Below are 24,163 nucleotides of genomic sequence, written 5' to 3'. Positions count from 1 at the left end.
TCAGGCCTCGCTCTGTGCGCCGGACCGTGACCGCGCCACGATCGAGGAAGCGGTGAAGTTGACCGCCAGGGTGAGCAGGAACAGGGCCAGGCCCGCCGCCATCAGCGCCGACATGCCGAAGGTCGAGGCATCGCCGTAGTGCAGGGCGATGAGGGAGGAGACGGAGTTCGAGCCGGTCTGCAGGATGTGCGGCTGGATGGTGAAGACCGGGGAGATGATCAGGTAGACCGCGATGGTCTCGCCGAGGGCGCGGCCCAGGCCCAGCATGGTGCCGCCGATGATCCCGCCCATGCCGTACGGCAGCACGACCGAGCGGATCATGCCCCAGCGGGTGGCGCCGAGCGCGTAGGCGCCCTCCCGTTCACCGGCCGGCGCCTGCGCGAACACCTCGCGCATCACCGAGCACTGGATCGGCGCGACCATCAGGGCCACCACGATGCCGGCCACGAAGGTGGAGGCGGTGTAGACGCTCTGGGAGGCCAGCGGTTCGCCCGGCTGGGTGCCGTCGACGTGCAGGAAGGGGATCCACCCGAACCAGTCCGACAGCCAGCGGGAGAGGCCGATGACGTGCTGCTGGAGGAAGAACAGGCCCCACAGGCCGTAGACCACGGACGGCACGGCGGCCATCAGGTCGACCATGGAGACGAGCGTGCGGCGCAGCGGGCGGGGTGCGATGTCGGAGATGAACAGGGCGGTCCCCAGGGCCAGCGGCACGCTGATCGTGACGGCGACGGCGGCGATGAGCAGGGTGCCGGTGAGCACGGCCGCGATGCCGAAGCGGTGTACGTCCGGCTGCCATTCGGCGGTGGTGAGGAAGCCCCACACCCCTCTGGTGCGCAACGCCTGCCCGGCCCGGAGCAGCAGGAACAGCCCTACGGCAGCCATGATGGCGAGGACGGTGACGCCGGAGGCCGTCAACTGGACCCGGAAGATCCGGTCCCCGAGCCCCCGGGCGGCCGACAGCTGCCTGGGCACGGGTCTTTCGGATTCCGCCCCTGCGGAACCCTTGAGCGCGGACACCACTGTGCCCCCCCTATACGGAAACGAATTGCCCCCTACGCGACTCCAATGGGTTGCCGCGCGGGTTGAGTCAATGGCCGGTTCCTTGCGCACCAACACGTCGAATGTGGAGAACAGGTGAACTGTTCATGCCATTTCGGTGGGGGAGATGTGGGTGCCTGTGTACTGGAGGGTCAGGCGGGACGGGTGCCGCGATATGCCCGTTCCGCCCAGGGGGTGGGCGGGCAGGGGGAGTTCGGTCGCCTCGTGTCCGGCGGGGCGGGGCTCGGGGACGTCGTACCACCTGCGCGGCCGGGGTGTGGCGGGACGTGGCCGGATGTGGCCGGACGTGGCCGTGCGAGGAACCGGAGTGCGGGGGTCAGCCGCGGGCCGCGCGGTCCAGGGCCCGCTCGGCGGCCTGCTCGTCCTGTCCCAGCAGCGCCTTCTCCAGGCTGTGGTCGTCGTGCCGGGAGAAGCGCTCGCCCGCGGCGACGTCCTCCTTGCTCAGCACGCGTCCGCACCACTCGCCCTGGTCGCCGGTGTGGTCGTCGAAGGGCACGGCCGCGCCCTCGCCGAGGACCACCCAGCCGCCCTGGTCCCGGCGCAGGGCGAGCAGGTACGTGTGGCCGGTCTGGAAGCGGGGCGAGTCGGTGGCCATCTCGGCGACGCGGGTGCCGGAGGACCGGTAGACCTCCCAGCCGGGGGCGACCAGGTCGAAGGTGGTGCCGAGGGCGTGCCGGGGCGAGGGGCGCGACCACAGCGTGCGCTCGGTCCGGAAGGTCACCAGCCGGTCCGTCGCGTACGCCACGGCCCCCTTCGGGTACGTCCGCCGGTTCGTCTCCCGCTCCCCGGTCGGGTCGGCGACCACGACGTGGTCGGCGTACGACACCCAGTCCTTCGCGGTCTGCGACGGGTACAGGTCGCCGGAGCCCCCGCACCCCGTCACCGTCTCCAGCCCCGGTTGACCGACCAGCACCCCGGCGACGACGCCGACGGCGGCCAGCAGCGCGGCCAGCAGCGCGGCCAGCGGCCGTGCCGACCCGCGCCGAGGCATGGCGAATCGTTCCCTCATGTCGGTGCAACTCCCCGTGGTCTCCGTCTCCCCTGTGCGGCGGCGGAGGTGGTCGGGCTCCGCGGGCCGTGTTGATCACCTTAGGCACGGCCGAACACAGGTGATCAAGGATCACCGTGACCCGGCACAGAACTGTGACGCGGGTCCGCGGGGCGCCGGTGACGGGCGGCTCAGCAGCCCTCGCGGGCCGCGGTGAACTCCAGCCGGGCGTGGTCGGCCGCGGCCACGGCGTCGCCGTAGACCGAAGTGCTGACCTGGTACCAGACGTCGTCGCGGCGCCGGTCGCCGTTCACGTCGTCGAGTTCCACGCACCACTTCTCGGTGCGCACGGTCTTCCGGTAGGTCTCGGTGCCGCTGCGGACCCGGGTGCAGGACCGGTACCGCTCGGTCGTGTACCAGGTCCGGGTCCTCCGCCTGCTGCCGGTGCCGCTGCTGGCGGTGTGCCGCTCCCTGCGCGTGGCGGTGGAGCACTTCTTGACCAGGTGGGGGCGGGTGGCCCGGGTGGTCTTCGCGGTGACGTGCCGGACGGTGTCCTTCAGCCCGTGGACCGTGTCCTCCTCGGCGGACGCGGCTCCGGCAGTGCCGGAGCCGGAGGCGGAAACGGCCCCGGTGGCGTTCCCGTTCCCCTCGCCGTTCCCACTCCCGCCCCCGGAGCATGCGCCGAGCGTGCCGATCAGAATCGCGATGGCTCCGCCCACTATGAGCCGTTTTCCGAACATGAATCCCCCGCCTCCGAGAACCGTGCCGATCACCATGCGGTGATCGCGCCGATTCTGCACGAGCCCCGGTGCGGCGGCGGGGCGGGACGGGTATAGCGTCGCGCAGTGGACTGACCTGACCCGTTTCGTCCCCGACCGAAGAAGGAGGGTGAGCCGGATGGCCGAGCTGACCGTGGGCCGGCTGCTGACGTCGTGGCAGCTGGACGTGCCGGCGCTGCTGCTGGTCGTGGCCCTGGGCGGGCTGTACGGCTGGGGCGTGCGGCGCGTGCGGGCCGGGGGCGGGTCCTGGTCGCCCGGCCGGTCGGCCGCCTTCGCGGTGCTGGGCCTGGGCGTCCTGGTCGTCGCGACGATGTCGGGCCTGGCCGTCTACGACCACGTGCTGTTCTGGCCCGCGGCCGTGCAGAACATCCTGCTCGACCTCCTGGCCCCGCTCGGCCTGGCCCTCGGCGACCCCCTGCGGCTGGCGACGGAGGCGCTGCCGGAGGGCGCGGCGGCGCGGGTCCGCCGCGCGATGACCGGGCGCGTGGTCCGCCTCCTGACCTTCCCCCTGGTCAGCACGGCCCTCGTCCTCGCCACCGAGCTGACGGTCTACTTCACCCCGTACTTCGCCACCGCGCTGCGGGTGGGCTGGCTGCACGAGCTGATGTACCTGCACCTGCTGGTCGTGGGCTGCCTCTTCGTCGTACCGGTGCTGACCCGCGAGGAGACCCTGCCGGCCTGGTGCACCCACCCGGTGCGGGCGGCCCTCGTCTTCCTGGACGGCGTGATCGACGCGGTCCCCGGGGTCGTCGTGATGACGCACGGCACGCTGATCGCCGGCGCGTGGTACCTGCACCACCACCCGTCCTGGGCCCCCGACGTCCGGCACGACCAGCAGATCGGCGGCGGGGCGATGCTGAGCATCGCCGAGCTGGTCGCCCTGCCGTTCCTGCTGGCGCTCCTGTACCAGTGGGCGCGCGCGGAACGCGTCCAGGCGGCGGCCCTCGACCGCCACCTGGACGAGCAGCTCGCCGTGGTTCCGGTGACGGCCGGCCCTGCCCCCGCCTCCGCCCCCGGCCCCGCCGCCGACCGGGTCCGCCCCTGGTGGGAGACGGAGGACAACGAGGTGGCCGCAAGGCTCCGCCGCCAGCACGGCGAGAAGTGACCAGCGCCGGCCGGTGCGGAAGGCGCCCGGCGTGCGGCCGGTCTCGCGGGTGAAGAACGTGCCGAAGGTGGTGGGTTCGGTGAAGCCGAGCCGGTGGCTGACGAGCCGGTGGCTGGCGGCGGCGACGGGCAGGTCGGTGTGGGCCGGCAGCCGCTTGGCCTCCAGGGTGACCCGCCGAACTCCCGCACTCCAACGGGCTGTTCTGACCGACCGCGCGCGGTCAGGCGGTCGCGAGGGACACCTCGGTCGCCTTGATCAGCGCCACGACCGGGGCACCGGCCGTCAGGCCGAGATCGCCGACCGCGTCCCTGGTGATCGCCGCGGTGAGGTCCTGGCCTCCGTCCACGGTGACCTTGACCGTGGCCATCGCCCCGCCGGTGGCCACGTCGCTGACGGTGCCGGGCAGCTGGTTGCGGATGGACACGCCCGGCACCTGGCCGGTGGCGAGCGCGACCTCGGTGGACTTGACCATCGCGCGTACGGCCGAACCCGAGGCGAGCCCCAGCTCCCGGACCGCCTCCAGGGTGATCGCGGCGGTCAGTTCCTGGCCGCCGTCGAGCCGGACCTTCACGGTCGCCATCACCTCGCCCGAGGTGACGGCGGTGACGGTGCCGGGGATCTGGTTGCGGATGCTCAGGCTCATGACGGGCCGCCTAACGGGGGGAAAGGGGATGGATTGCCAGGGTTCGTCCTGACGTCGGTTCCACAAGTTAGCCGGTCGGGCACGGCGCGCCCGTCAGGCACCGCGGGGGGTGGCCGTGCTGCGCACACGCCGGCGTACCCCCTGCGTACACGTCCGTGTACGCACCGCATTACCCCGGCCGTGCTGGGTACGTGCAGCTCATGAGAGTTGGCCTGGTGGACGCGGGGTCGAACACGGTGCGACTGGTGGTGACCGACGCGACAGGCGGGGTGCCGCTGCCGGTGCACACCGCCAAGTGGAAGCTCCGCCTGTCCGAACAGGTCGGAGCCGACGGCCGCTTCGGGGAGGAGGCCACCGAGCAGCTGGTCGAGGCGCTCCGCAAGGCCGTCGAGGTCGCCCGCGGGTGGGGCGCGCCGGAACCCCTGGCGTTCGCCACCGCCGTCGTACGCAACGCGCCCGACCGCGTGGCCGTTCTGCGGGCCGTGGCCCGGCGCACCGGGGTACGGCTGTGCGTGCTGCCCGGCGAGGTGGAGGCCGAGCTCACCTTTCTCGGTGTCCGGCGCTGGATGGGCTGGCGGGCCGGGCCGCTGGCCGTCTTCGACATCGGGGGCGGCTCGTTCGAGGTGGCCTTCGGACGGGGCCGGATGCCGGAGTTCGCGGTCGCCCTGCCGCTCGGGGCGGGCCGGCTCACCGACGAGTTCCTCGGCCACGACGGGCCGCCGACGGCGGACGAACTGCGCGCCCTGCGCCGCCGGGCCCGCCATCAGCTGCGCGACGCCACCGCCCGCATCCGCTGGGAGCACCCGCACACCGTCGTCGCCACCTCCCGCACCTTCCAGCAGCTGGCCCGGCTGTGCGGCGCGGCCCCGGGCCGCAACGGCCCGTTCGCCGAGCGGATCCTGCGCCGGGGCGACCTGCGCCGCGCGATCGACCGGCTGGCCGCCCTGCCGGCGACCGAGCGCGCCGGCCTGCCCGGCATCTCCGCGCCCCGGGCCCGGCAGAGCCTCGCGGGAGCGGTCGTCGGCCACACCGCGATGAAACTGAGCGGCGTGCGGACCCTCTCGATCTGCCCCTGGGCCCTGCGCGAGGGCATCCTCCTGCGTTACCTGGAGGACGGCGCCGACTGGTGGGCCGACATCGAGGCGACACACGACACGAACGGGGGCGGCGCGGGCCTGGACGAGGGGTGGGGCGGCGCGTGCCTGGACAGAGGGGAAACCGACGGGGACGGGAACGGAGTCCGGGACAGTCCTGCCCCCCAGACCGTCAGCCTCCTGCCACTCCGGAGCACCCCGCCGACGCCCACGGCCTGACACCGCCCGCCCGGCCCTGGCGGTCCGCTCCCGGGTGCCCGACTCTGGCCGCGCGGTTCCGACGGCCTGCGTCCGCCCGCCTGGCCTCGACGGCCCACCCTCGGCGCGCCGACCCTTGGTCGCCTGGCCCCGGCTGCCCGGCCCTGGCGGTCCGCTCCCGAATGCCCGACTCTGGCCGCGCGGCTCCAACGGCCCGCGTCCGCCCGCCTGGCCTCGCCGGCCCACCCTCGGCGCGCCGACTCTTGGTCGCCTGGCCCCGGCTGCCCAGCCCTGGCGGTCCGCTCCCGGGTGTCCGACTCTGGCCGCGTGGCTCCGACGGCCCGCGTCCGCTCGCCTGGCCTCGACGGCCCACCTTCGGCGCGCCGACTCTTGGTCGCCTGGCCCTGACCGACTCTGGCGGCCTGCCCGTGACCCGCCCGGCTGCCCCGCCCTGCGGTTCCCCGGTTCAGCGGCGCAGCCCCAGTGCCTCGGTGCCTGCGTAGCGGGCCTGGGGGCCCAGTTCCTGTTCGATGCGGACGAGTTGGTTGTACTTGGCGGTGCGGTCGGCGCGGGACAGGGAGCCGGTCTTGATCTGGCCGCAGCCGGTGGCGACGGCGAGGTCGGCGATGGTGGTGTCCTCGGTCTCGCCGGAGCGGTGGGACATCACGACCGTGTAGCCGGCGCGGTGGGCGGTCGCGACGGTGGCCAGGGTTTCGGTGAGGGTGCCGATCTGGTTGACCTTCACCAGGACCGAGTTGGCGATGCCGTCGCGGATGCCGGCCCGCAGCAGGGTCTCGTTGGTGCAGAAGACGTCGTCGCCGGTGAGCTGGCAGCGGTCGCCGAGCCGGGCGGTCAGGTCGCGCCAGCCCTCGTGGTCGTCCTCGGCCATCGGGTCCTCGATCGAGGCGACGGGGTAGCGGTCGACCAGCGCGGCCAGGTACGCGGCGTGTTCGGCGGGGGAGCGGCGCACGCCCTCGCCCGTGTAGTCGTACACCCCGTCCCGGAAGAACTCCGAGCTGGCCGGGTCCATGACGAGGGTGATGTCGGTGCCAGGCTTGTAGCCGGTCTGCTCGACGGCGCGGACCACGAAGTCCAGGGCCTCCTCGGCGGTGCGCAGGTCGGGGGCGAAGCCGCCCTCGTCGCCGACGTTGACGCTGTGACCGGCGGCGAGCAGGTGGGAGCGCAGGGTGTGGAAGACCTCAGAGCCCATCCGGACGGCCTCGGCGAAGGTGGCCGCACCGATCGGCGCGATCATGAACTCCTGGAAGTCGAGCGGGTTGTCGGCGTGGGCGCCGCCGTTGACGATGTTCATCATCGGGACCGGCAGGAGCCGGGCGTCGACCCCGCCGACGTAGCGGTACAGCGGGAGCCGGTGGGCGGCGGCCGCGGCCTTGGCGGTGGCCAGGGAGACGCCGAGCAGGGCGTTGGCGCCCAGGCGGGACTTGGTGTCGGTGCCGTCCAGCTCGGTCATCGTGCGGTCGACGGCCGCCTGGTCCTCGGCGTCGAGTCCGACGACGGCGTCCGCGACGGTCTCGTTGACGGCGTCGACCGCGCGCAGCACCCCCTTGCCGTGGAAGCGGGACGGGTCGCCGTCGCGGAGTTCGACGGCCTCCCTGGCCCCGGTGGAGGCCCCCGACGGGACGGCGGCGCGGCCCAGCGAGCCGTCCCTGAGCTCCACGTCCACCTCGACGGTGGGGTTGCCCCGGCTGTCGATGATCTCCCGTGCGACGACGCGGCTGATGGCGGTCACGGTGCAACTCCTCACGCCTGGCCCGCGGTTCTTCGCACCGGCGGGCGATAAGTTCCGTACAGAAACAAAGTGAGTCCCGAAAGGGAACTTACTATGGGCGCATGAGGATGCACAACGCCGACGAGACGTGTGGCGTCGCCCAGGCCGCGCTGGTCCTGGGCGACTGGTGGAACGTGCTGGTGCTGCGCGAGGTCGCCCGCGGGCACGTCAGGTTCGACGCCCTGGCCGCCGAGATCGGCCTGTCCCGGAAGGTGCTCACCGAGCGGCTCGGCGGGCTGGTCGCCCAGGGCGTCCTGCGGCGCGCCCTGTACCAGCGGCGCCCGGTGCGCTACGAGTACCTGCTCACCGACGCCGGTACGGCCCTGCTCCCGGTGCTCGTCGCCATGCAGGACTGGGGCGACCGGTGGGCCCTCGGTGACGGCACGCTCACCGCGACGGCGGAGGCCGACGGCGCCGAACACGCCCGCGTCCACGCCCTGCCGGGCACCCGCCTGCCGGAGGGCCTCGACCTGCCGGGAACGGTGGGGACCGGTCCCGGCACCGAGGGGGCGGACGTTCCCCTGATCTCCCCGGACGCGCCCGCCACCGTCCTGTTCGCCTACCCCGGCACCGGCGTCGAATGGGGCCCGATCCCCGGAGCCGCCGGCTGCACACTGGAGAACCGGCTCTTCCGGGACGCCTGGCCCGACTTCCACCGCGCGGGCCTGGCCGTACGCGGCACGAGCACCCAACTGCCGCACGAGCAGCAGGAGTTCGCGCGCCCCGAGCAGCTCCCGTACCCGCTCCTGTCGGACGCCGCCCACCAGCTGGCCGCGGCCCTGCGGCTGCCGGTCTTCCGTGGCGCCGGCCGGCTGCGGCACAAGCGCCTGATCCTGGTCGTCGACGCCGAACGGACCGTACGGCACACGCTCTTCCCGGTCACCGACATTGCGCACGCCGTCGAGGAGAGCCTGCGGCTGGCCACGGCCCTGCGGAACCCCGTTGCCCGGGACGACCGGAGCTGATGGGATGCGGCCCATGGCGGACGACGAACCCACGCGCGCGGCGCGCCTGCTCGAAGCCCAGGACAAGGCCGTCCGGCTGTTCGCGGAGATCGAGGAGCGCGGGCTCGTCGCGCCCGGCGAGGGCGAGCGGGCGGTCAGCGACCGGATCCGGAACCTGGCGAACGAGATGTTCGGCACGACCCGGCACTGGCACAAGCGGATCGTGCGCTCGGGCCCGAACACCGTGCTGCCGTACCGGGAGAACCCGCCGGACCGGGTGATCGCCGCGGACGACATCGTCTTCGCCGACTTCGGGCCGATCTTCGAGGAGTACGAGGCCGACTTCGGCCGGACCTTCGTCCTCGGCCACGACCCGGCCAAGCACCGGCTCCGCGCCGACCTCCCCCGGGTGTTCGCGGCGGGACGGCGGTTCTTCGAGGCCGCCCCGGAGATCACCGGCGCGCGGCTCCATGCCGAGGTCGCCCGCCTCGCGGCGGAGGCCGGCTGGGAGCTGGGCGGCTGGCACGCGGGGCACCTCGTCGGCGAGTTCCCGCACGAGACGATCGACGGCGCCGACGTCGAGTCGTACATCGCGCCGGGCAACGACACCCCGCTGCGCCGCACCGACAGGGCGGGCCGCACCTGCCACTGGATCCTGGAGATCCATCTCCTCGCCCCGAAGCGGCAGTTCGGCGGCTTCTACGAGGAACTGCTCGACCTCTGACCGGTCCAGCCGCCGGGTCCCGGCCAAGTCGCCCCGTGCACAGGGCAGATGAGTCACCCGAGTACGATCACCACGACCTCGGACCCTCACCGTCTCCCCCGGCGCGATGGAGTTTCCATGACGACCAACCCACAGCCGCCCCTGCCGATAGACACCAGCAGGGCACACCCCGCGCGGGTCTACGACTGGCTGCTCGGCGGCAAGGACAACTACCCCGTCGACGAGGCGGTCGGTGAGAAGCTGCCGCCCGAGGCGCGGGACGCCGCCCGGCAGAACCGCCAGTTCATGCACCGGGCCGCCGCGTGGCTCGCCCGGCAGGGCGTCGACCAGTTCCTGGACATCGGCACCGGCATCCCCACCGAGCCGAACCTCCACCAGATAGTCCAGAACGTCGTGCCGTCGGCCAAGGTCGTCTACACCGACAACGACCCGATCGTGCTCCGGCACGCCGAGGCGCTGCTGGTCAGCCGCCCCGAGGGGGCGACCGACTACATCCAGGCCGACGTGCGCGACCCGCAGGCGATCGTCCGGCACGCCCGGCACGTCCTGGACTTCGACCGCCCGGTCGCCCTCTCCCTCATCGCCCTGATGCACTTCATCAGCGACGAGCACGACGCCCACGGGATCGTCCGTGCCCTGGTCGAGACCCTGCCGTCGGGCAGCTACCTGATCCTCTCGCACGCCGCGTCCGACCTGTACCCGGAACTCGTCGAGCAGGTCGTCGCCGAGTACGCCAGGGGCGGCATCAGGCTCGCCTTCCGCACCCGCCCCGAGGTGGAGCGTTTCTTCGACGGCCTGGACCTGGTCCGCCCCGGCCTGGTCACCGCCACGGAGTGGTTCGCCGGCACCCCGGCCCCGGAACCGGAGGGCAGCGGCATCTACGCGGGAGTGGCCCGCATCCGCTGAACCTCCTTGCGGGGAACGGTTGTTCAGTTCACCCCGGCCGCGGTGGGTGCCGTGGCCGGGGTGTGTGCCGTCGCGGGGGTGTCGCGCAGGCCGAGGCGCAGGTGCTCGACGTGGTAGAGGGCCTGCTCCAGGAGTTCGGCGACGTGGTTGTCGTAGAGGGCGTAGATGACCGAGCGGCCCCGGCGCTCGGTGGTGACCAGGCCGAGGTTGCGCAGCAGGCGCAGCTGGTGGGAGCAGGCGGACTGCTCCATGCCGACGGCGTCGGCGAGTTCGGTGGCCGCGCACGGGCCCTCCTGGAGGCGGGTCAGGATGCGCAGGCGGGACGGGGTGGCCAGCGCCTGGAGCGTGGCCGCCACGTCGGCGGCGCCGACGGCTTCCAGGCGCTCGCGTGCGGTGGCGGTGGTCCGTCCGTCAGCTCCATGACCCATGGGCCTCATCCTACGGAGAACCATTCATGAACGCATGAATGGGTCTTCATGTGATCCTGTACGGTGGAGAGTGCGGTACCGGGGTTCCGGTTGCCGCAGCTCCGTCGTGCCCTCGTGACGGGCCCGATCCGCCATGCCGTCCGATCCGCCATGCCGTCGTGAAGGACCCCGATGACCTCCACCCTCGTCACCCCGCCGGTCCCGGCCGGCCGGACCGCCGATGCGCGCGGCGCCGCGGTGCCCCGGCGCCGTACCCGGGTCCTCGCACTGCCCGAGGCGCGGTGGGCCGCGGTGGCCCTGGTGCTGTTCCTGGTGGCGCTGCCCCTCCGGCTGACCGGCGCCCCGGCCTGGACCTGGGGCCCGCTCTACGCGCTGACCTACGCGGCCGGCGGCTGGGAACCGGGCCTGGCCGGGCTCCGGGCCCTGAAGGAGAAGACCCTCGACGTCGACCTGCTGATGGTGGTCGCGGCGCTCGGTGCCGCGGCGATCGGGCAGGTGACGGACGGCGCGCTGCTCATCGTCATCTTCGCCACGTCCGGCGCCCTGGAGGCACTGGCCACCGCCCGCACCGCCGACTCGGTGCGCGGCCTGCTGGACCTGGCACCGGCCACCGCCACCCGGATCGCGGGCGACGGCACCGAGACCGCCGTCGCCGTTGCGGAGCTGCGGGTCGGCGACACGGTCCTGGTACGGCCCGGTGAGCGGATCGCGGCCGACGGCCGGGTGGTGGACGGGGCGAGCGACGTCGACCAGGCGACCATCACCGGCGAACCCCTGCCGGTGGCCAAGGAACCGGGCGACGAGGTCTTCGCCGGGACCCTCAACGGCACCGGTGCGCTGCGGGTCCGGGTCGGACGCGTCGCCGCCGACTCGGTGATCGCGCGGATCGTGCGGATGGTCGAGGAGGCATCGCAGACCAAGGCGCCCACCCAGTTGTTCATCGAGAAGGTCGAACAGCGCTACTCGCTCGGCATGGTGGCCGCGACGCTCGCCGTCTTCCTGGTGCCGCTCGCCTTCGGCGCCGACCCGGCCGGCTCCCTGCTGCGGGCCATGACCTTCATGATCGTCGCCTCGCCGTGCGCGGTCGTCCTCGCCACCATGCCACCGCTGCTGTCGGCGATCGCCAACGCGGGACGGCACGGTGTGCTGGTCAAGTCCGCGGTGGTCATGGAGCGGCTCGGAGAGGTCGACGCGGTCGCCCTCGACAAGACCGGCACGCTGACCGAGGGCACCCCGCGCGTCACCGACGTCCGGCCGCTGCCGGGCTCCGGTCTGGACGAGGCCGCGCTGCTCGCCCAGGCCGCCGCGGCCGAGCACCCCAGCGAGCACCCGCTGGCCCGCGCGGTGGTTCAGGCGGCACGGGACAGGAACCTCGCCCTGCCGGCGGCCGGGGACTTCGCCTCGACGCCCGGGGTGGGTGTCCGGGCCACCGTGGGCGGGCGCGCGGTCGTGATCGGGGCTCCCGCTCGGCTGCTCGCCGGTGGCGAGGACGCCGACTCGGTTCGTGCGTCGGTCCTGGGCGCCGAGCTGGAGAACGGCGGCCGGAGCGCCGTGGTGGTCATGGCGGACGGCAAGCCCGTCGGGCTCCTCGGGATCGCCGACCGTCTCCGCCCGGACGCCACGCCCACCGTGGCCTCGCTCACGGCACTGACCGGAACGGCACCCCTCCTGTTGACCGGCGACAATCCGCGCGCGGCGGCCCTGCTCGCCGCCGACGCCGGCATCGCGGACGTGCGTGCCGGGCTGCTGCCCGAGGACAAGGTGCAGGCGGTCCGGGAGCTGCAGGCATCCGGCCGCAGGGTGATGGTCGTCGGCGACGGCGTCAACGACGCGCCCGCGCTGGCCGCCGCCCACACCGGTGTCGCGATGGGCCGGGCGGGCTCGGACCTGGCGCTGGAGACCGCCGACGCGGTCGTCGTCCGCGACGAACTCGCCACCGTCCCGGCCGTGCTCTCGCTGTCCCGGCGGGCGCGCGGGCTCGTCGTCCAGAACCTGGTGATCGCGGGAGCGTTCATCGCCGCCCTGGTCGCCTGGGACCTGGCCGGGACCCTCCCCCTGCCGCTCGGCGTGGCGGGCCACGAGGGCTCCACCGTCGTCGTCGGGCTCAACGGACTGCGCCTGCTGCGCGAGGCCGCCTGGAAGCGGGCCGCCGGATGATCCGCCGCAGGACGTCGGCGGGCAGGCGGACGGGCCTGCCCTTCAGGGGCGGCTCCGGGGCCCCTTAGGGTCGGCGGCATGACGACATCCCCTGCCGGCAGTGCCTTTGACTCGCTCCGTCTCGACGCCGTGTCCGACCCGGAGGCGCTGCGCCGGGTCTACGCACTCCCCGGCGCCGCGGCCGTACGCAAGCAGATGACCGAACTCACCGAGCAGACCCGGCGGTTGATCGGATGCTCGTCGCTGGTGCTGGTCGCGAGCGCGGACGCCGAGGGCAACTGTGACGTCTCCCCGCGCGGCGGGCCCGCCGGCTTCGTCGCCGTCCTGGACGCACGGACGGTGGCGATACCGGACGCGACCGGCAACAAGCGTCTGGACACCCTGCAGAACGTCGTCGCCACCGGACGGGCCGGGCTGCTGTTCGTCATCCCCGGGCGCACCACGACGCTCAGGGTGAACGGCCGGGCCTGCGTCTCGACGCGGCCGGAGCTGCTGTCGCAGCTGACCGCCGTGGGCAAGCCGCCGGCCAGCGCGCTGGTGGTGGGGATCGAGGAGGTCTACCCGCACTGCCCCAAGTCGCTGCTGCGCAGCGGGGCCTGGAAGCCCGAGCAGTGGCTCCCGGCGGACGCCCAGCCGACCTCGGCCGAGGTGACGCTGGCCCAGCTGCGGATACCGGAGCTGACGATCGCCGACATCGAGCGGACGGAGGCGGAATCGCTGAAGTACCGGTACGAGTGACGGGCCGGGGCGGGGTCCCACGGCCGTCCGGGGCCGCCCGAGGGAGCTCAGAGCGGGCTCAGAGCGCTCCCGGCGATCAGCCGTGCCGTCTGGAACGGCCGGCTGACCCCCGAGGGTTTCGCCCCGTACGCCGCCGCCATGCGGGCCAGGAAGACCCCGGTCAACTTCGTGGCCCTGGAGAAGGGCACCGTGGTGTGGCCCGGCCTGGAGGAGAGCAGCGTGGACAACCACGTCTGTACCTGGCGGGCCGCTTACACCATCGAGGGAATCCGGGACTGGCTCTTCGAACAGAAGCGGTGACGGTGGCCCGCCGGAAAAGCCGTAGTGGATCTGCTGCCGGCAGGCCCAGGCGGAGCCGCTGCCGACCGAGGAGCGGGCGGCTTGGTGCGGGCGCCGTCACGGTCGGCAGGCGGTCAGCACGTCGGCGAGTTCCCGCAGGTCTCGCGCGCTGTAGCTGGGCCGCGTCATCGTCTGCGGGTACACGCAGGCGCCGCGCCGCAGCCAGGCGCCGGCCAGCCCGGCGCGCCGGGCTCCGTCGATGTCCCAGGGGTGCACGGCCACCAGCACGGCCTGGTCGGGCGGTACGCCGGCCCGGTCGACCGCGTAGTGGTAGGCGGCCGGGCCCGGTTTCCAGCAGCGAGGGCTTCGTACGTCCCACAGCGCCTCGAAGCGGTCCAGCAGTCCGGCCTTGTCCAGCAGCCGCTCGGCCAGGTCGGCGCTGCCGTTGGTCAGCGCCGTGAGCCGGTAACCCGCGTCGCTCAACTTCCGCACCCCGTCCGGCACATCGGGATGCACGTCCAGCTCGGTGAAGCCGTCGAGCACATGCTGGACCGCGCCCTCCTCGTCTCCCGACCAGCCCGCCACCCCGGACAGCACCGTCCGGACACCGTCCAGGGCGATGTCCGCGAAGTCCGCGTACCCACCGGCGGCCGTCAGCGCGAACCCGTCGCGCAGCACCGCGGCGAACCAGCCCGGCATCAGGTACCCGGGAACCCCGATGTCCTCGAAGCGGCTGCGTAGCGGGTCGAGATCGCTGAGGGTCTCGTTGACGTCGAAGACGATGACCTGGTGCTGGTCGGCAGGCATGTTTCCTCCGCTTCACTCGCCGGGACGGCGCCCGTCAAGGTGCGAGTACCCCGTGTGCCCCCGGACGCCCGACGACCTCCGAGGTCATCGGGCAGCGCCTCGTACCGCTCCTCGTGAGGACGGAAGACCAACGAGCACTCCGGGCACTGACAGCCCCTGGCCGTCGGAGGGCATGCTGACCCGCACCTCGGACGAAGCAGCCTGTCGGCCGACGAACTCCACGCGGTCGAACAGCACGTCACCGTCACCGTGGCCGGTGCCCTCGTCGGCCGTATCCGGGCGAGCGCAGGCGCCGCCTGGCCACCGCGCCTGACCGGACCGGCGTGAGGGTCCCCGCAGAGGCGCCGACCGCGGCGCCGACCCGGCGACAGGTGACAGGCGCTACATTTCCCTGTGTGTCCAGCAGGCCCAGCAGGTCCGGCGAGTCCCCGAAGCAGGCGGCGACGGAACGAGGCCGCCGAGGCCGGCGAACGGCTCAGGGAGTGCGCCGCGGCCTGCGAGGACTGCGCCGAGCGGATCCTGGCCGCGTTGCACCAGACCCCGGAGGGGCACCGGTGACCGCGCCGCCCGCTCCGGCCCGGCAGATGTGGCCGCTGTACGCGGCGGGGTTCACCACCGCCTTCGGCGCGCACGGCATCGCCGCCAACCTCGGCGGCCACGGCACGGGCGCGGTCACCTCGTTGCTGGTGCTGGGCGGCCTGCTCGCGCTGTACGACGGCGCCGAGGTGCTGCTGAAGCCGGTGTTCGGCACCCTCGCCGACCGCGTCGGCGCCCGCCCGGTCCTGCTCGGCGGGCTCGTCGCCTTCGCGCTCGCCTCCGCGCTGTACGTCCTCGCCGACAGCCCCGGCTGGCTGTGGGCCGCCCGCCTCGGCCAGGGCGCCGCGGCCTCCGCCTTCTCCCCGTCGGCCTCGGCCCTGGTGGCCCGGCTCAACCCGGCCGCCAAGCACGGGCGTGCCTTCGGCAGTTACGGCTTCTGCAAGTCGGTCGGATACACCCTGGGCCCGCTGCTCGGCGGGGTCCTGGTGTGGGCCGGCGGGTTGCGCCTGCTCTTCGCCGTACTGGCGGTGCTCGGCGTGACGGTCGCCGTCTGGGCCGCGGTCGCCGTCCCCGTCGTACCGCCGCTGCCCAAGGCCCGGCAGACGCTCCTGGACCTGGGCCGCCGGCTGGCCGACCCGGTCTTCCTCGCCCCGACGGCCGCGCTGGCGGCAGCGACCGCCGCGCTGTCGGTCGGCGTGGGCTTCCTGCCGGTCTCCGGCCGGGCGGCAGGGCTGGGCACCGTCGCGACCGGGGCGGCGGTGTCGGTGCTCGCCGGCTGCGCGGCCGTCGTCCAGCCGCGAGCCGGGCGGGCTCTGGACGACGGCCGCCTCACCACCCGGACCGGCCTGGCCGCGGGGCTGCTGGCCACCGCCGTCGGTCTGGCCTGCGCGATGCTGCCGGGGCTGACCGGCATCCTCGTCGGGGCCGCCCTGGTCGGCGCCGGTACGGGGCTGATCACTCCGCTGGGCTTCGCCGCGCTGGCTGCCGGGACCCCCGCCGAACGCCTGGGTCAGACCATGGGTGCCGCCGAACTCGGCCGCGAACTCGGCGACGCGGGCGGCCCGCTGCTCGTCGCCGTCGTCGCCTCACTCGCCACGCTCACCTACGGCTACGGGGCGTTGGCGGCTCTGACCGGGCTGGGTGCGGTGGTCGCGCTCGCTCGCCGTCGCCCGGTGCCGGCCGCACCCGGACCGGACGGATGAGCAGTGGTCAGTCCTGGTGCCGGCGGCGCAGAACGTGCCGGAGGACGAGTGCGGCGACCAGGACGACCAGGGCGACGAGCGCGTAGAGCTGGTAGCGGCTGATCTCTTCGTAGAGGGCGGTGATGTGGCTGCCGGCCACATAGGCGAGGCTCGCCCACAGGCCGACCCACAGCGCGGCGCCGATGGCGTTGAAGACGAGGAAGCGGCGCCAGACCATGCCGCTGGTGCCCGCGATGATGCCGTTGACCTGGCGCAGTCCCTCGACGAAACGGGCGACGACGACGATCTTGCCGCCATGGCGGGTGAAGAACTCCTCGGCCTTCTGGAAGCGCTCCGGGGTCAGGAACACGTACCGGCCCCAGCGGTGGACGAAGGCCCGTCCGCCGGTGTGGCCGATCAGATAACCGATGTTGTCCCCGACGACGGCGGCGGTGAACGCGATGACCGCCACGGCCACGATGTTCAGCTGCCCTGCCCCGGCGTAGATCCCGGCGGCGATCAGGATGGTCTCTCCCGGCGCGGGGACCCCGAAATCCTCCACCAGGACGAAACCCCCGACGGCCCAGTAGCCGTAGTGGGTGAGCAACGGAGCCAGGTGGGCCAGAGGGCCCGGGAGCGGCGGGGCGGCCATGCGCCCACCCTACGGGGCCGCCGGGGCCGGGTTCCGTCAGCAGGGCAGGGCGAGGACGACGCGGACCCCGTGCTCGGTGTTCTCGGCGAGTGCGGTGCCGCCGTGGGCGGCGGCCACCGCCTGGACGAAGGCGAGCCCCAGGCCGGATCCCTCGCCGGTGCGGCTGGCCTCTGCGCGGGCGAAGCGGTCGAACGCCCGGGGCAGGAACTCCGGCGGGAAGCCGCTCCCCTCGTCCGTGACGCACAGCTGCATCCCGCCCTCGTCGACGGTGGCCGTGAGGCGGACGGTCCCGGCGCCGTGCCGAAGGGCGTTGTCGAGCAGGTTGCCGATGGCGGGCCGCAGCCAGCGATCGTCGACGTCGACGATCGCGCGGACGGCGTCGACGGTCAGGGCACGCCCCTCCCGCTCGGCGGTGCGCAGATGAGGCGCGGCGGCAGCGCCGACGAGGTCGGCGAGGTCGGTGGGAGCCCGGCTGACGTGCTGGGCGGTGCCGAGTTCCTCCAGGTCCAGCAGGGCGTTGGAGAGCTCGATCAGGCGCTGGACCTCGGTGTCCACCGAGCGGAGGGTCTCGGTGAGTTCGCCGGGGGAGCGGGGGCGGTGCAGGGCGACGTCGAGTTCGGCGCGGATCAGGGTCAGCGGGGTCCGCAGTTCGTGACTGGCGTCCGCGACGAACCGCCGCTCGCGTTCGGCGGACGCCGCCAGGCGGTCGAGCATGTGGTTGAGGGTGTGGCCGAGCCGGGTGATCTCGTCGTCGCGGTCGGCGGGCACGTCCAGGCGCAGGTTCTGGGCGCCGTCCGCCAGACCGGCGGCACCGCCGCGGTAGCGCTCGACGGGACGCAGGGCGGCGCGCGCGGTGCGGTAGCCGACGTAGGAGGCGGCGATCAGGGTCAGGCCGGAGGCGAGGGCCAGCTGGGCGAGGAGTTCGCGCAGCGCTTCGTCGCGGTGGCCGCGCCGGACCGCGGCGATCACGATCCGGGTCCTCCCGTCCGCCGTGACGTGCCTGGCCTGGAGACGCAGGGTGTTCGAGGTGATCGGCAGGAGGGAGCCGACGTCACGTCGTACGGCGGCGCCGTGGGCGGCGGCGCTCAGCTCGGCCGGGGTCAGCAGTGACCGGTCGTGGAGACCGTCGCTGGAGACGAGGACCCGGCCCTGCGCGTCGAGGACCTGTCGAAGGCTGCCGCTGGGGCCGGGCGGGAGCTGCCCTCCGGCCCGTACGGCCTGGTCGAGGCTGCGTTGGTACGTGCTCAGGTCGTCGTTCAGCTGCCGGTCCAGGGCAGCCTGGACCCGCCAGTAGACCAGGCCCGCCGCGCCCGCGAGCACCAGGGACATGGTGACGGCGACGGCCAGCACCAGGCGGACGACGACGGGCAGTCGCCGGAACCAAGGCCATGGCCGCAACCGCCCGGTGAGACGGTTCACGGCGCGGTCTCCAGGCGGTAGCCGCGCCCGCGCAGGGTCGTGATCGTCGTACGGCCGAAGGCCCGGTCGACCTTGCCGCGCACCTTGGAGACGTGCACGTCGATGGCGTTGCTGCGCAGGTCGGTCTCGCCGTCCCAGACCTCGTCGAGCAGCTGGAGGCGGGTGACCACGCACCCGGCGTTCTCCATGAGCACCCGCAGGACGTCGAACTCCCGCCGGGACAGCTCCAGTTCGGTGTCCGCCCGCCAGGCCCGCTGCTGCTCGGGGTCGAGGACGAGGTCACCGACCGTCAGACGCCCGGAGGGCTCGGGGCGCCGCCGGGATATCGCCCGCAGCCGGGCCAGCAGCTCCTCCATGGCGAACGGCTTGACCACGTAGTCGTCGGCACCGGCGTCCAGCCCGGCCACCCGCTCGCTGATCGCGCCACGCGCGGTGAGCAGGATCACGGGAACGTCGATGCCCTCACCGCGCAGCGTCCGGCACACCTCGACGCCGTCCATGCCCGGCAGCATCACGTCCAGCAGGACGGCGTCCACCCGCGGATCGCGGGCGGCGGCGAGGCCGGACGGCCCGTCGTGACGGCCTTCGGCGGTGTGACCGGACTCGGTCAGGTAGCGGACGACCAGATCGGTCAGGCGGGTCTCGTCGTCGACGACCAGGCAGTGCATGCCGGCCAGGCTAACCATGTGCCGGGCACAGCAGAGTCACCAGGAAGGCTTCATGGTGTGTTCATGTGACATCCCTACCGTCCTTCAGGTCGCGGTGTTCCGCGGACCGCGACCGGTCCCCGTCCGACGTGCCGTGACGGAAGGGACCTTCCATGCACGCCTCGGTGCTCGCCGCCAAGGGCATCACGGACCACCTCTCGGTCACCGATCTGATGACCCGCGGCGGTCTCGACGTCATCGCCCTGCTGCTCCTGGTCGGCTGGCTCTACCGACGCCGGCCCAGTGTGCCCGCGATGCCGCTGGTGCTGGCCGCGCTGAACATCGGGCTGTTCGCCGCGCTGAGCACGATCAGCGCCGGCAAGTTCCCGGCCGGGGTGGGGTTCGGGCTGTTCGGGATCCTCTCCCTGGTCCGGCTGCGCAGTGCCGCGTTCACCCTCCGGGACGTCGCCTACACCTTCGTCAGCCTGGTGATCGCCCTGTGCACGGGTCTGCCGCAGCGGCAGTCCTGGCTGGTGGTCGCGCTGGACGTGGTGGTGCTCGTCGCCGTACTCGTGGTCGACGACCCCACGTCGTACGAGCCGCCGACCCGGACCGTGAAGCTCACCCTCGACCGGATCTACCAGGACCCCGCCCTGATCGCCGCCGACGTCGCCTTCCGCTTCGGTCAGACGCCGCTGTCGGTGGTCGTGGACGAGGTCGACTACGTCCGCGAGACCACCCGGGTCTCCGCCCGCTACCCGGCCGAGCCTCGGGAGCCCGCCGCGGTCGCGGACCCGGAACCGCGGGAACCGGTGATGGCGCCATGACCGTGGCCCCGCCCCTTGCCGCCCTGCCGGGCCTGGCGGAACTGCGCGGAGCGACCCTCGCCGAGGTGGACGCGGCGGCGGCGCTGCAGCACCGGGTCGACCGCAAGTACCTGGTCCCGCTCGACCGGGCGCGCCGCCTCGTCACCCGCCTCGCCGACAGCCACCACGTCCTGGACCTGGGCGAAAGCCGTCGTACGACGAGCTACCTCAGCACGTACTTCGACACCCCGGAGCTGGGTTCCTGGCGCGCCCACGTACAGCAGCGGCGGCGGCGCTGGAAGGTCCGCACCCGCCTGTACGCCGAGGACGGTCTGTGCCGGGTGGAGGTGAAGACGAAGGACGGCCGCGGCGCCACGGTCAAGCACGCCCTGCGGGTCCCGGCCGCCGAGTACGGCGAACTGACTGCCGCCGCGGCCGCGTTCGTCGACGAACTGCTGGAGCGTGCCGGCGTCCCCGTCACGGCCGGGGCCCTGTCCGCCACCGTCGAGGTCCGCTACGTCCGCGCGGCCCTCGCCGACCTCCGCCACGGCAGCCGCGTCACCCTCGACTCCACCCTCAGCTGCCGTCGGGACGGCCGGACCGCCACGCTCGACCCCGGGCACGTCCTGATCGAGACCAAGGGCGAGGCACGCCCTGCCCCCGCCGACCGCCTGCTGCTCGGGATGGGGGTCCGGCCGGTCTCGCTCAGCAAGTACGTCATCGGTCAGTCCCTGCTCACCCCGGGCCTGCCCGACAACGACGTACGCCGGCTCGCCCGCGCCCACTTCACCACCGAGACGCACCGGGCATCGCTCCCGGCACAGCATCAGGCACCGCTCCCTGAAAGGGTCCCCACCGCATGAAGGTCCTGCGCGGCGTCACATGGCGCTACCCCCTGATCGCCCTGCTCGCCGTCGCGGCCGTGGCCGTCGGCACCCTGCGACCGCAGCTGGTCACGGCCGTCACCGCCGCGGTGAAGAACCCCAGCGCGACGGACCTGATCAAGCAGGACCCGCCACCCACGCTCTTCACCGACGCCGAGATCGCGGCGATCGGCAAGGCGGCCGACGCCCAGCGCACCCAGGCCGACACCGTCTTCGCCCAATGGCAGCAGGCCCACGGCACCACCCGCGACGACAAGGCGTTCACCGCCTGGGCGGCGCAGCAGGTCCCGGCCCCACCGTCGGCGAAGGAGCGCACCGCCGAACTCCACCAGGACCAGGCCCTCGCCAAGGCCCGCACAGCGGCCGGGAAGAAGGCCGCGACCTGGCTGGAGCTGCACGGCAAGAAGGACATCTGGCAGCTCTACCTCCACGACCAGCGCGAACTGATCCCCACCGCGCGCGGCAAGACCGAGAAGGCCGAGCTGAAGGCGGCCCTGAAACTGGCCAAGACGATCAGCGACCAGCTGGCGGCCGAGGACAAGCAGCCGGCCCCGTTCGTCCTCGACCCGACCCTCCGCCCCGACAAGCACATCACGCCCGGCGCCAAGGGCCCGTACTCCTACCCCTCCCGGCACGCGACCCGCTCCGCCGCGGCCGTCACCTTCCTCAGCGCCCTCTCCCCGCACCGTGCCGCGGACTACCGGTGGATGCAGGACGAAGTCCTCTACTCCCGCCTCTACATGGCCGGCCACGTCACCAGCGACCTCACGGCCGGCACGCTCCTCGGCGACCTGATCGGCGACTACGAACTCGCCGTCAGCGGGCACTGACCTGGCCGGGGCGGCGGCAGCGCCGCGCCGGCTGCTGAGCCGTCAGGCAGCTCGCGGCACTCCTGCCGGAGCCGCCCGAACCGGTCGAGTGGGTGGCTCGGCCGCCGGCTGGTGCTGCTGGGCGTCCTCTCAGAGGCCGCCGGTGTTGAGCAGCCGGTTGGGGGTGTCGGATCGGATGCCGTGCAGGGCACCGCGGGTGGCCGTGTGGTCGAGCCAGACGTGGACCTGGTCGGCCGTGGCGTGGGGGTGGGCCGACAGGTACAGGGCGATCACGCCGGTCGCGTGCGGCGCGGCCCAGGACGTGGCGCCGTCGTTCTCCGTGGTCGTACCGCCGCCGGCGAGGGCGGCGGTCACCTCCTGGCCGGGGGCGTACAGGTCCACGCACCGCCCGTAACCCGATCCGTAGGAGCCGCCGTCGCTCCATGCGCGGTCGTTCGAGGTGGAGGCCGCGACGACGATCGTGCCGGGGACACCGGCCGGGGAGTGCTTGCAGGCGTCGTCGTGGAAGTTGCCGGCCGACACCACCGTCGGGATCCCCGCGTCGACCATCTGCTTCACGGCGGTCTCCAGGGCCGCCGACCGGTGGTCGAGGTTGAGCGACATGTTCACCACCGCGGGCTTCTGCGCGTGCGCGGTGACCCACTTGACCGACTTCACCAGGGCCGCCTCGGCCGCTGCCGGGGAGCCGCCGCCGTCGCTCTCGCACAGGATGCCCTGCACCCGCACGAGCTCCGCCTTGGGTGCCACCCCGTACTTCGCCCCGCCGATGATGCCCGCGACGAACGTGCCGTGGCCGACGCCCGCCTCGCTGAAGCAGTCACCGGAGTCCTTCGGGCCCACGAAGTCGGCGCCGAGGTGGGCGCGTCCGCCGAACTCCTTGTGGCCGATGTCCATCCCGGTGTCGATCACGTAGACGTGAACGCCCTTGCCCGTGGCGGTGGTGGTGAACTTCCCGTCCAGGGGACGCGACCGCTGGTCGAGAATGTCCAGGTTCCAGGGCACGTGCCGGGTGATGGGCGACGCTGCGGTCCGCGCGACCCCGGACAACGTCCCCACCGTGCCGGGAGACGTCGGCACCGAGCTGGACGGCGCCCGGTCCCCGGAGGGCGCCACGGACTCCGTCGTCCCGCGCGCGGGGAGCGATCCGCCGCCGCTCCCGGCGGCCGCGCCGGCTTCCCCGCCGCAGGCCGAGACCCCGACCACTGCAGCCATGGCCACCACCAAGAGACGAGTCTTCGTCATGTTTCGCGCCACTACGTCCCCCACAGTCCCGCTTCGTGCACAGTCAGCGCACAAGACGACCACAGGGGGCGGACGGTTCCGGCGGGGCGTGCGAGTGGGGCGGTCCACGAGCTCGACGAAATCCCGTCCGGCCGCCCGCCGGCCCCTCCCCGGCACCCAAAGGGGCGAGGCCCGAAGACCCCGCCCGCCACCTGCGAGACCTCAGCTCACGGCCACGCCAGGCAATAGGATTGGTGCCCCGCCTCACGCAGCCGGTGCGATAAGTCCTGCCACTCGTGCAGCGATTGGGGGCGGGAGGGCGCTGACCTGGGGATTCGTAAGAAAATGTGCGTTGACCTGGGGAAACTCGTCTCCGTAGTTCTCACGGGTCAACGCCGTTTCCCGGGCTCATGTGCCCTGGATGTGCCCTGGGACCTTTCGCCAGGCGGCGCCATGTCCGGTGGGTCGCAGGCGTAGCCTCTTCGGATTCCTCGTAGCGGTGAGATTCAGCCAAAGAACCCAGGATTCCCTCTGGTTGGGCACATTGGGAGAGGTGGCGCACCAGGTACTTCTTCTTCGGGAAAGTAGTCGGCCACACCTGGCGCTACTGGGACTACTGGGGATGGGACTACGGGCCGCACATCGGAGCCTCCGTCCGCGTCTACTTCAACTGGTGGGCCACGAAATGGCTGTCCGACCAAGGCCCGTACGCACTCGGCGTGTACGCGTTCATCGCGGCCATCGTCTCGGTCATCAGCCTCGACGCCGGCCTCGTCATGGCGGTCGTGGGTGCCTACGCCGCGTGGATCGTCTGGTGGGCATACCGGGCGAAGCAGCGGAGCAAGTGCCTCCGAGTCTTCGCTACCTACAAGTGGGTGGGCTCGTGGTACGAATCGTACGCATATCCGTCGTACTACAGCTGCTGAGCACCTGAAACAGTAGAAGCAGCACATTCGAGAAGCCCGGTCGGCGATCATCCAGGTCGCCGACCGGGGCATTGCAAGGCCATGCCCGCAGGAGGCGTCATTCATGAAGAAATATCCCGCCCTCATCGTTGCGTCGACCGTGCTCTTCCTGTTCGGAGCCATACAAGCGGTCATCTATTTCCTGGAACTGGCCGACAGTGGCGACCGCGCGAGCGCATTCCTCGAATCGGCTGTCGTTCTGTTGCTCACGGCGTGGGCGCTTGCCGCGCCCCATCTGTTCCGTGCCGCTCGGACAGCCCGCGAACCGGCCCGCTTTCCAAGAGCCGAGTAGCCCGAACGAAGGTGAGCGCTCAGGCAGCAGACGCGTTTCAGAAGGCTTCGTGGATGTCGGGTCAACAGGACTCCTGACCTGCTGCCCA

The 24,163-nt window shown here is 72.9% G+C and carries 25 protein-coding genes; 14 read left to right on the top strand and 11 right to left on the bottom strand.

Annotated features, from left to right (window positions below; genetic code table 11):
- From pstC to ACZ63F_RS17545, 3 genes are all read right to left on the bottom strand, one after another.
- Entirely contained in the window at nt 1-975 is a 975-nt protein-coding gene (pstC, locus tag ACZ63F_RS17555) for a phosphate ABC transporter permease subunit PstC (protein ID WP_469711953.1), read from the bottom strand.
- A gap of 403 nt (nt 976-1,378) precedes the next feature.
- Nucleotides 1,379-2,071: a hypothetical protein gene (locus ACZ63F_RS17550; RefSeq protein WP_469711952.1), complete on the bottom strand. Its 693-nt coding sequence runs from the start codon at nt 2,069-2,071 to the stop codon at nt 1,379-1,381.
- Between the two features lie 170 nt (nt 2,072-2,241).
- Complete coding sequence (locus ACZ63F_RS17545) at nt 2,242-2,790, bottom strand: hypothetical protein (RefSeq protein WP_469711951.1); 549 nt, start codon at nt 2,788-2,790, stop codon at nt 2,242-2,244.
- A 157-nt stretch (nt 2,791-2,947) separates the two neighbouring features.
- Between ACZ63F_RS17545 and ACZ63F_RS17540 the strand changes: the two genes are divergently transcribed.
- On the top strand, nt 2,948-3,934 hold the full coding sequence (locus tag ACZ63F_RS17540; protein WP_469711950.1) for a cytochrome c oxidase assembly protein: 987 nt from the start codon (nt 2,948-2,950) through the stop codon (nt 3,932-3,934).
- A 220-nt stretch (nt 3,935-4,154) separates the two neighbouring features.
- On the opposite strand, the gene ACZ63F_RS17535 is transcribed toward ACZ63F_RS17540, so the two are convergent.
- Nucleotides 4,155-4,577 carry a TOBE domain-containing protein gene (locus tag ACZ63F_RS17535; protein ID WP_469711948.1) on the bottom strand — a complete coding sequence of 141 codons (423 nt, stop codon included), beginning with the start codon at nt 4,575-4,577 and terminating at the stop codon, nt 4,155-4,157.
- Between the two features lie 200 nt (nt 4,578-4,777).
- Between ACZ63F_RS17535 and ACZ63F_RS17530 the strand changes: the two genes are divergently transcribed.
- Complete coding sequence (locus tag ACZ63F_RS17530) at nt 4,778-5,890, top strand: Ppx/GppA family phosphatase (protein ID WP_469711945.1); 1,113 nt, start codon at nt 4,778-4,780, stop codon at nt 5,888-5,890.
- Between the two features lie 445 nt (nt 5,891-6,335).
- Here the strand turns inward: ACZ63F_RS17530 and eno are convergent, their stop codons facing one another.
- Complete coding sequence (gene eno, locus ACZ63F_RS17525; protein ID WP_457691462.1) at nt 6,336-7,619, bottom strand: phosphopyruvate hydratase; 1,284 nt, start codon at nt 7,617-7,619, stop codon at nt 6,336-6,338.
- A 101-nt stretch (nt 7,620-7,720) separates the two neighbouring features.
- On the opposite strand from eno, the gene ACZ63F_RS17520 reads away from it, so the two are divergent.
- The 3 genes from ACZ63F_RS17520 to ACZ63F_RS17510 all read left to right on the top strand — a co-directional run bounded on the left by ACZ63F_RS17520 (nt 7,721) and on the right by ACZ63F_RS17510 (nt 10,232).
- Entirely contained in the window at nt 7,721-8,623 is a 903-nt protein-coding gene (locus ACZ63F_RS17520) for a winged helix-turn-helix transcriptional regulator (RefSeq protein WP_469711943.1), read from the top strand.
- 13 nt (nt 8,624-8,636) lie between these two features.
- The gene (locus ACZ63F_RS17515) at nt 8,637-9,326 is read left to right on the top strand and encodes a M24 family metallopeptidase (RefSeq protein ID WP_469711941.1); all 690 of its coding nucleotides are present in this window, start codon (nt 8,637-8,639) and stop codon (nt 9,324-9,326) included.
- Nucleotides 9,327-9,443: 117 nt separating this feature from the next.
- Entirely contained in the window at nt 9,444-10,232 is a 789-nt protein-coding gene (locus ACZ63F_RS17510; protein WP_469711940.1) for an SAM-dependent methyltransferase, read from the top strand.
- 23 nt (nt 10,233-10,255) lie between these two features.
- On the opposite strand, the gene ACZ63F_RS17505 is transcribed toward ACZ63F_RS17510, so the two are convergent.
- The gene (locus ACZ63F_RS17505; protein WP_469711938.1) at nt 10,256-10,660 is read right to left on the bottom strand and encodes an ArsR/SmtB family transcription factor; all 405 of its coding nucleotides are present in this window, start codon (nt 10,658-10,660) and stop codon (nt 10,256-10,258) included.
- Between the two features lie 171 nt (nt 10,661-10,831).
- On the opposite strand from ACZ63F_RS17505, the gene ACZ63F_RS17500 reads away from it, so the two are divergent.
- The 3 genes from ACZ63F_RS17500 to ACZ63F_RS17490 all read left to right on the top strand — a co-directional run bounded on the left by ACZ63F_RS17500 (nt 10,832) and on the right by ACZ63F_RS17490 (nt 13,855).
- A complete protein-coding gene (locus ACZ63F_RS17500) occupies nt 10,832-12,817 on the top strand; it encodes a heavy metal translocating P-type ATPase (RefSeq protein WP_469711937.1) in 1,986 nt (661 codons plus the stop codon).
- A 78-nt stretch (nt 12,818-12,895) separates the two neighbouring features.
- Nucleotides 12,896-13,555, top strand: a complete 660-nt coding sequence (locus ACZ63F_RS17495; protein ID WP_469711936.1) for an MSMEG_1061 family FMN-dependent PPOX-type flavoprotein — start codon at nt 12,896-12,898, stop codon at nt 13,553-13,555.
- 138 nt (nt 13,556-13,693) lie between these two features.
- On the top strand, nt 13,694-13,855 hold the full coding sequence (locus tag ACZ63F_RS17490; protein ID WP_469711934.1) for a hypothetical protein: 162 nt from the start codon (nt 13,694-13,696) through the stop codon (nt 13,853-13,855).
- A 96-nt stretch (nt 13,856-13,951) separates the two neighbouring features.
- Here ACZ63F_RS17490 and ACZ63F_RS17485 read toward each other — a convergent pair whose 3' ends face one another.
- Nucleotides 13,952-14,641 (bottom strand): haloacid dehalogenase type II, encoded by a 690-nt coding sequence (locus ACZ63F_RS17485; RefSeq protein WP_469711932.1) that lies wholly within the window; start codon nt 14,639-14,641, stop codon nt 13,952-13,954.
- A gap of 584 nt (nt 14,642-15,225) precedes the next feature.
- Here ACZ63F_RS17485 and ACZ63F_RS17480 point away from each other — a divergent pair.
- Nucleotides 15,226-16,380, top strand: a complete 1,155-nt coding sequence (locus ACZ63F_RS17480) for an MFS transporter (protein ID WP_469712059.1) — start codon at nt 15,226-15,228, stop codon at nt 16,378-16,380.
- A gap of 7 nt (nt 16,381-16,387) precedes the next feature.
- On the opposite strand, the gene ACZ63F_RS17475 is transcribed toward ACZ63F_RS17480, so the two are convergent.
- From ACZ63F_RS17475 to ACZ63F_RS17465, 3 genes are read right to left on the bottom strand one after another with little or no spacing between them, the layout of a single operon-like run.
- On the bottom strand, nt 16,388-17,011 hold the full coding sequence (locus tag ACZ63F_RS17475) for a DedA family protein (RefSeq protein ID WP_469711931.1): 624 nt from the start codon (nt 17,009-17,011) through the stop codon (nt 16,388-16,390).
- A gap of 36 nt (nt 17,012-17,047) precedes the next feature.
- Nucleotides 17,048-18,430: a sensor histidine kinase gene (locus tag ACZ63F_RS17470; RefSeq protein WP_469711930.1), complete on the bottom strand. Its 1,383-nt coding sequence runs from the start codon at nt 18,428-18,430 to the stop codon at nt 17,048-17,050.
- A complete protein-coding gene (locus tag ACZ63F_RS17465; RefSeq protein WP_469711929.1) occupies nt 18,427-19,098 on the bottom strand; it encodes a response regulator transcription factor in 672 nt (223 codons plus the stop codon). The genes ACZ63F_RS17470 and ACZ63F_RS17465 overlap by 4 nt, the downstream gene beginning before the upstream one ends.
- Before the next feature lie 152 nt (nt 19,099-19,250).
- Between ACZ63F_RS17465 and ACZ63F_RS17460 the strand changes: the two genes are divergently transcribed.
- The 3 genes from ACZ63F_RS17460 to ACZ63F_RS17450 are packed head-to-tail and all read left to right on the top strand — an operon-like array spanning nt 19,251 to nt 21,597.
- Nucleotides 19,251-19,904 (top strand): DUF4956 domain-containing protein, encoded by a 654-nt coding sequence (locus ACZ63F_RS17460; RefSeq protein ID WP_469711928.1) that lies wholly within the window; start codon nt 19,251-19,253, stop codon nt 19,902-19,904.
- Nucleotides 19,901-20,746 (top strand): polyphosphate polymerase domain-containing protein, encoded by an 846-nt coding sequence (locus ACZ63F_RS17455; protein WP_469711926.1) that lies wholly within the window; start codon nt 19,901-19,903, stop codon nt 20,744-20,746. The genes ACZ63F_RS17460 and ACZ63F_RS17455 overlap by 4 nt, the downstream gene beginning before the upstream one ends.
- Nucleotides 20,743-21,597 (top strand): phosphatase PAP2 family protein, encoded by an 855-nt coding sequence (locus ACZ63F_RS17450; RefSeq protein ID WP_469711925.1) that lies wholly within the window; start codon nt 20,743-20,745, stop codon nt 21,595-21,597. Before ACZ63F_RS17455 ends, ACZ63F_RS17450 begins: the two co-directional genes overlap by 4 nt.
- Nucleotides 21,598-21,726: 129 nt before the next feature.
- Here the strand turns inward: ACZ63F_RS17450 and ACZ63F_RS17445 are convergent, their stop codons facing one another.
- A complete protein-coding gene (locus ACZ63F_RS17445) occupies nt 21,727-22,809 on the bottom strand; it encodes a S8 family peptidase (RefSeq protein WP_469711923.1) in 1,083 nt (360 codons plus the stop codon).
- 728 nt (nt 22,810-23,537) lie between these two features.
- Here ACZ63F_RS17445 and ACZ63F_RS17440 point away from each other — a divergent pair.
- Together ACZ63F_RS17440 and ACZ63F_RS17435 are read left to right on the top strand one after the other, a co-directional pair.
- Nucleotides 23,538-23,744: a hypothetical protein gene (locus tag ACZ63F_RS17440; protein ID WP_469711921.1), complete on the top strand. Its 207-nt coding sequence runs from the start codon at nt 23,538-23,540 to the stop codon at nt 23,742-23,744.
- A gap of 103 nt (nt 23,745-23,847) precedes the next feature.
- Nucleotides 23,848-24,075: a hypothetical protein gene (locus ACZ63F_RS17435; RefSeq protein ID WP_469711920.1), complete on the top strand. Its 228-nt coding sequence runs from the start codon at nt 23,848-23,850 to the stop codon at nt 24,073-24,075.
- Nucleotides 24,076-24,163 lie beyond the last annotated feature (88 nt).

This window comes from Streptomyces sp. NPDC104761, assembly GCF_055583445.1.
The sequence above is the reverse complement of the archived record's forward strand: the minus strand, read 5'-3'. Positions and strand labels throughout refer to the sequence as shown.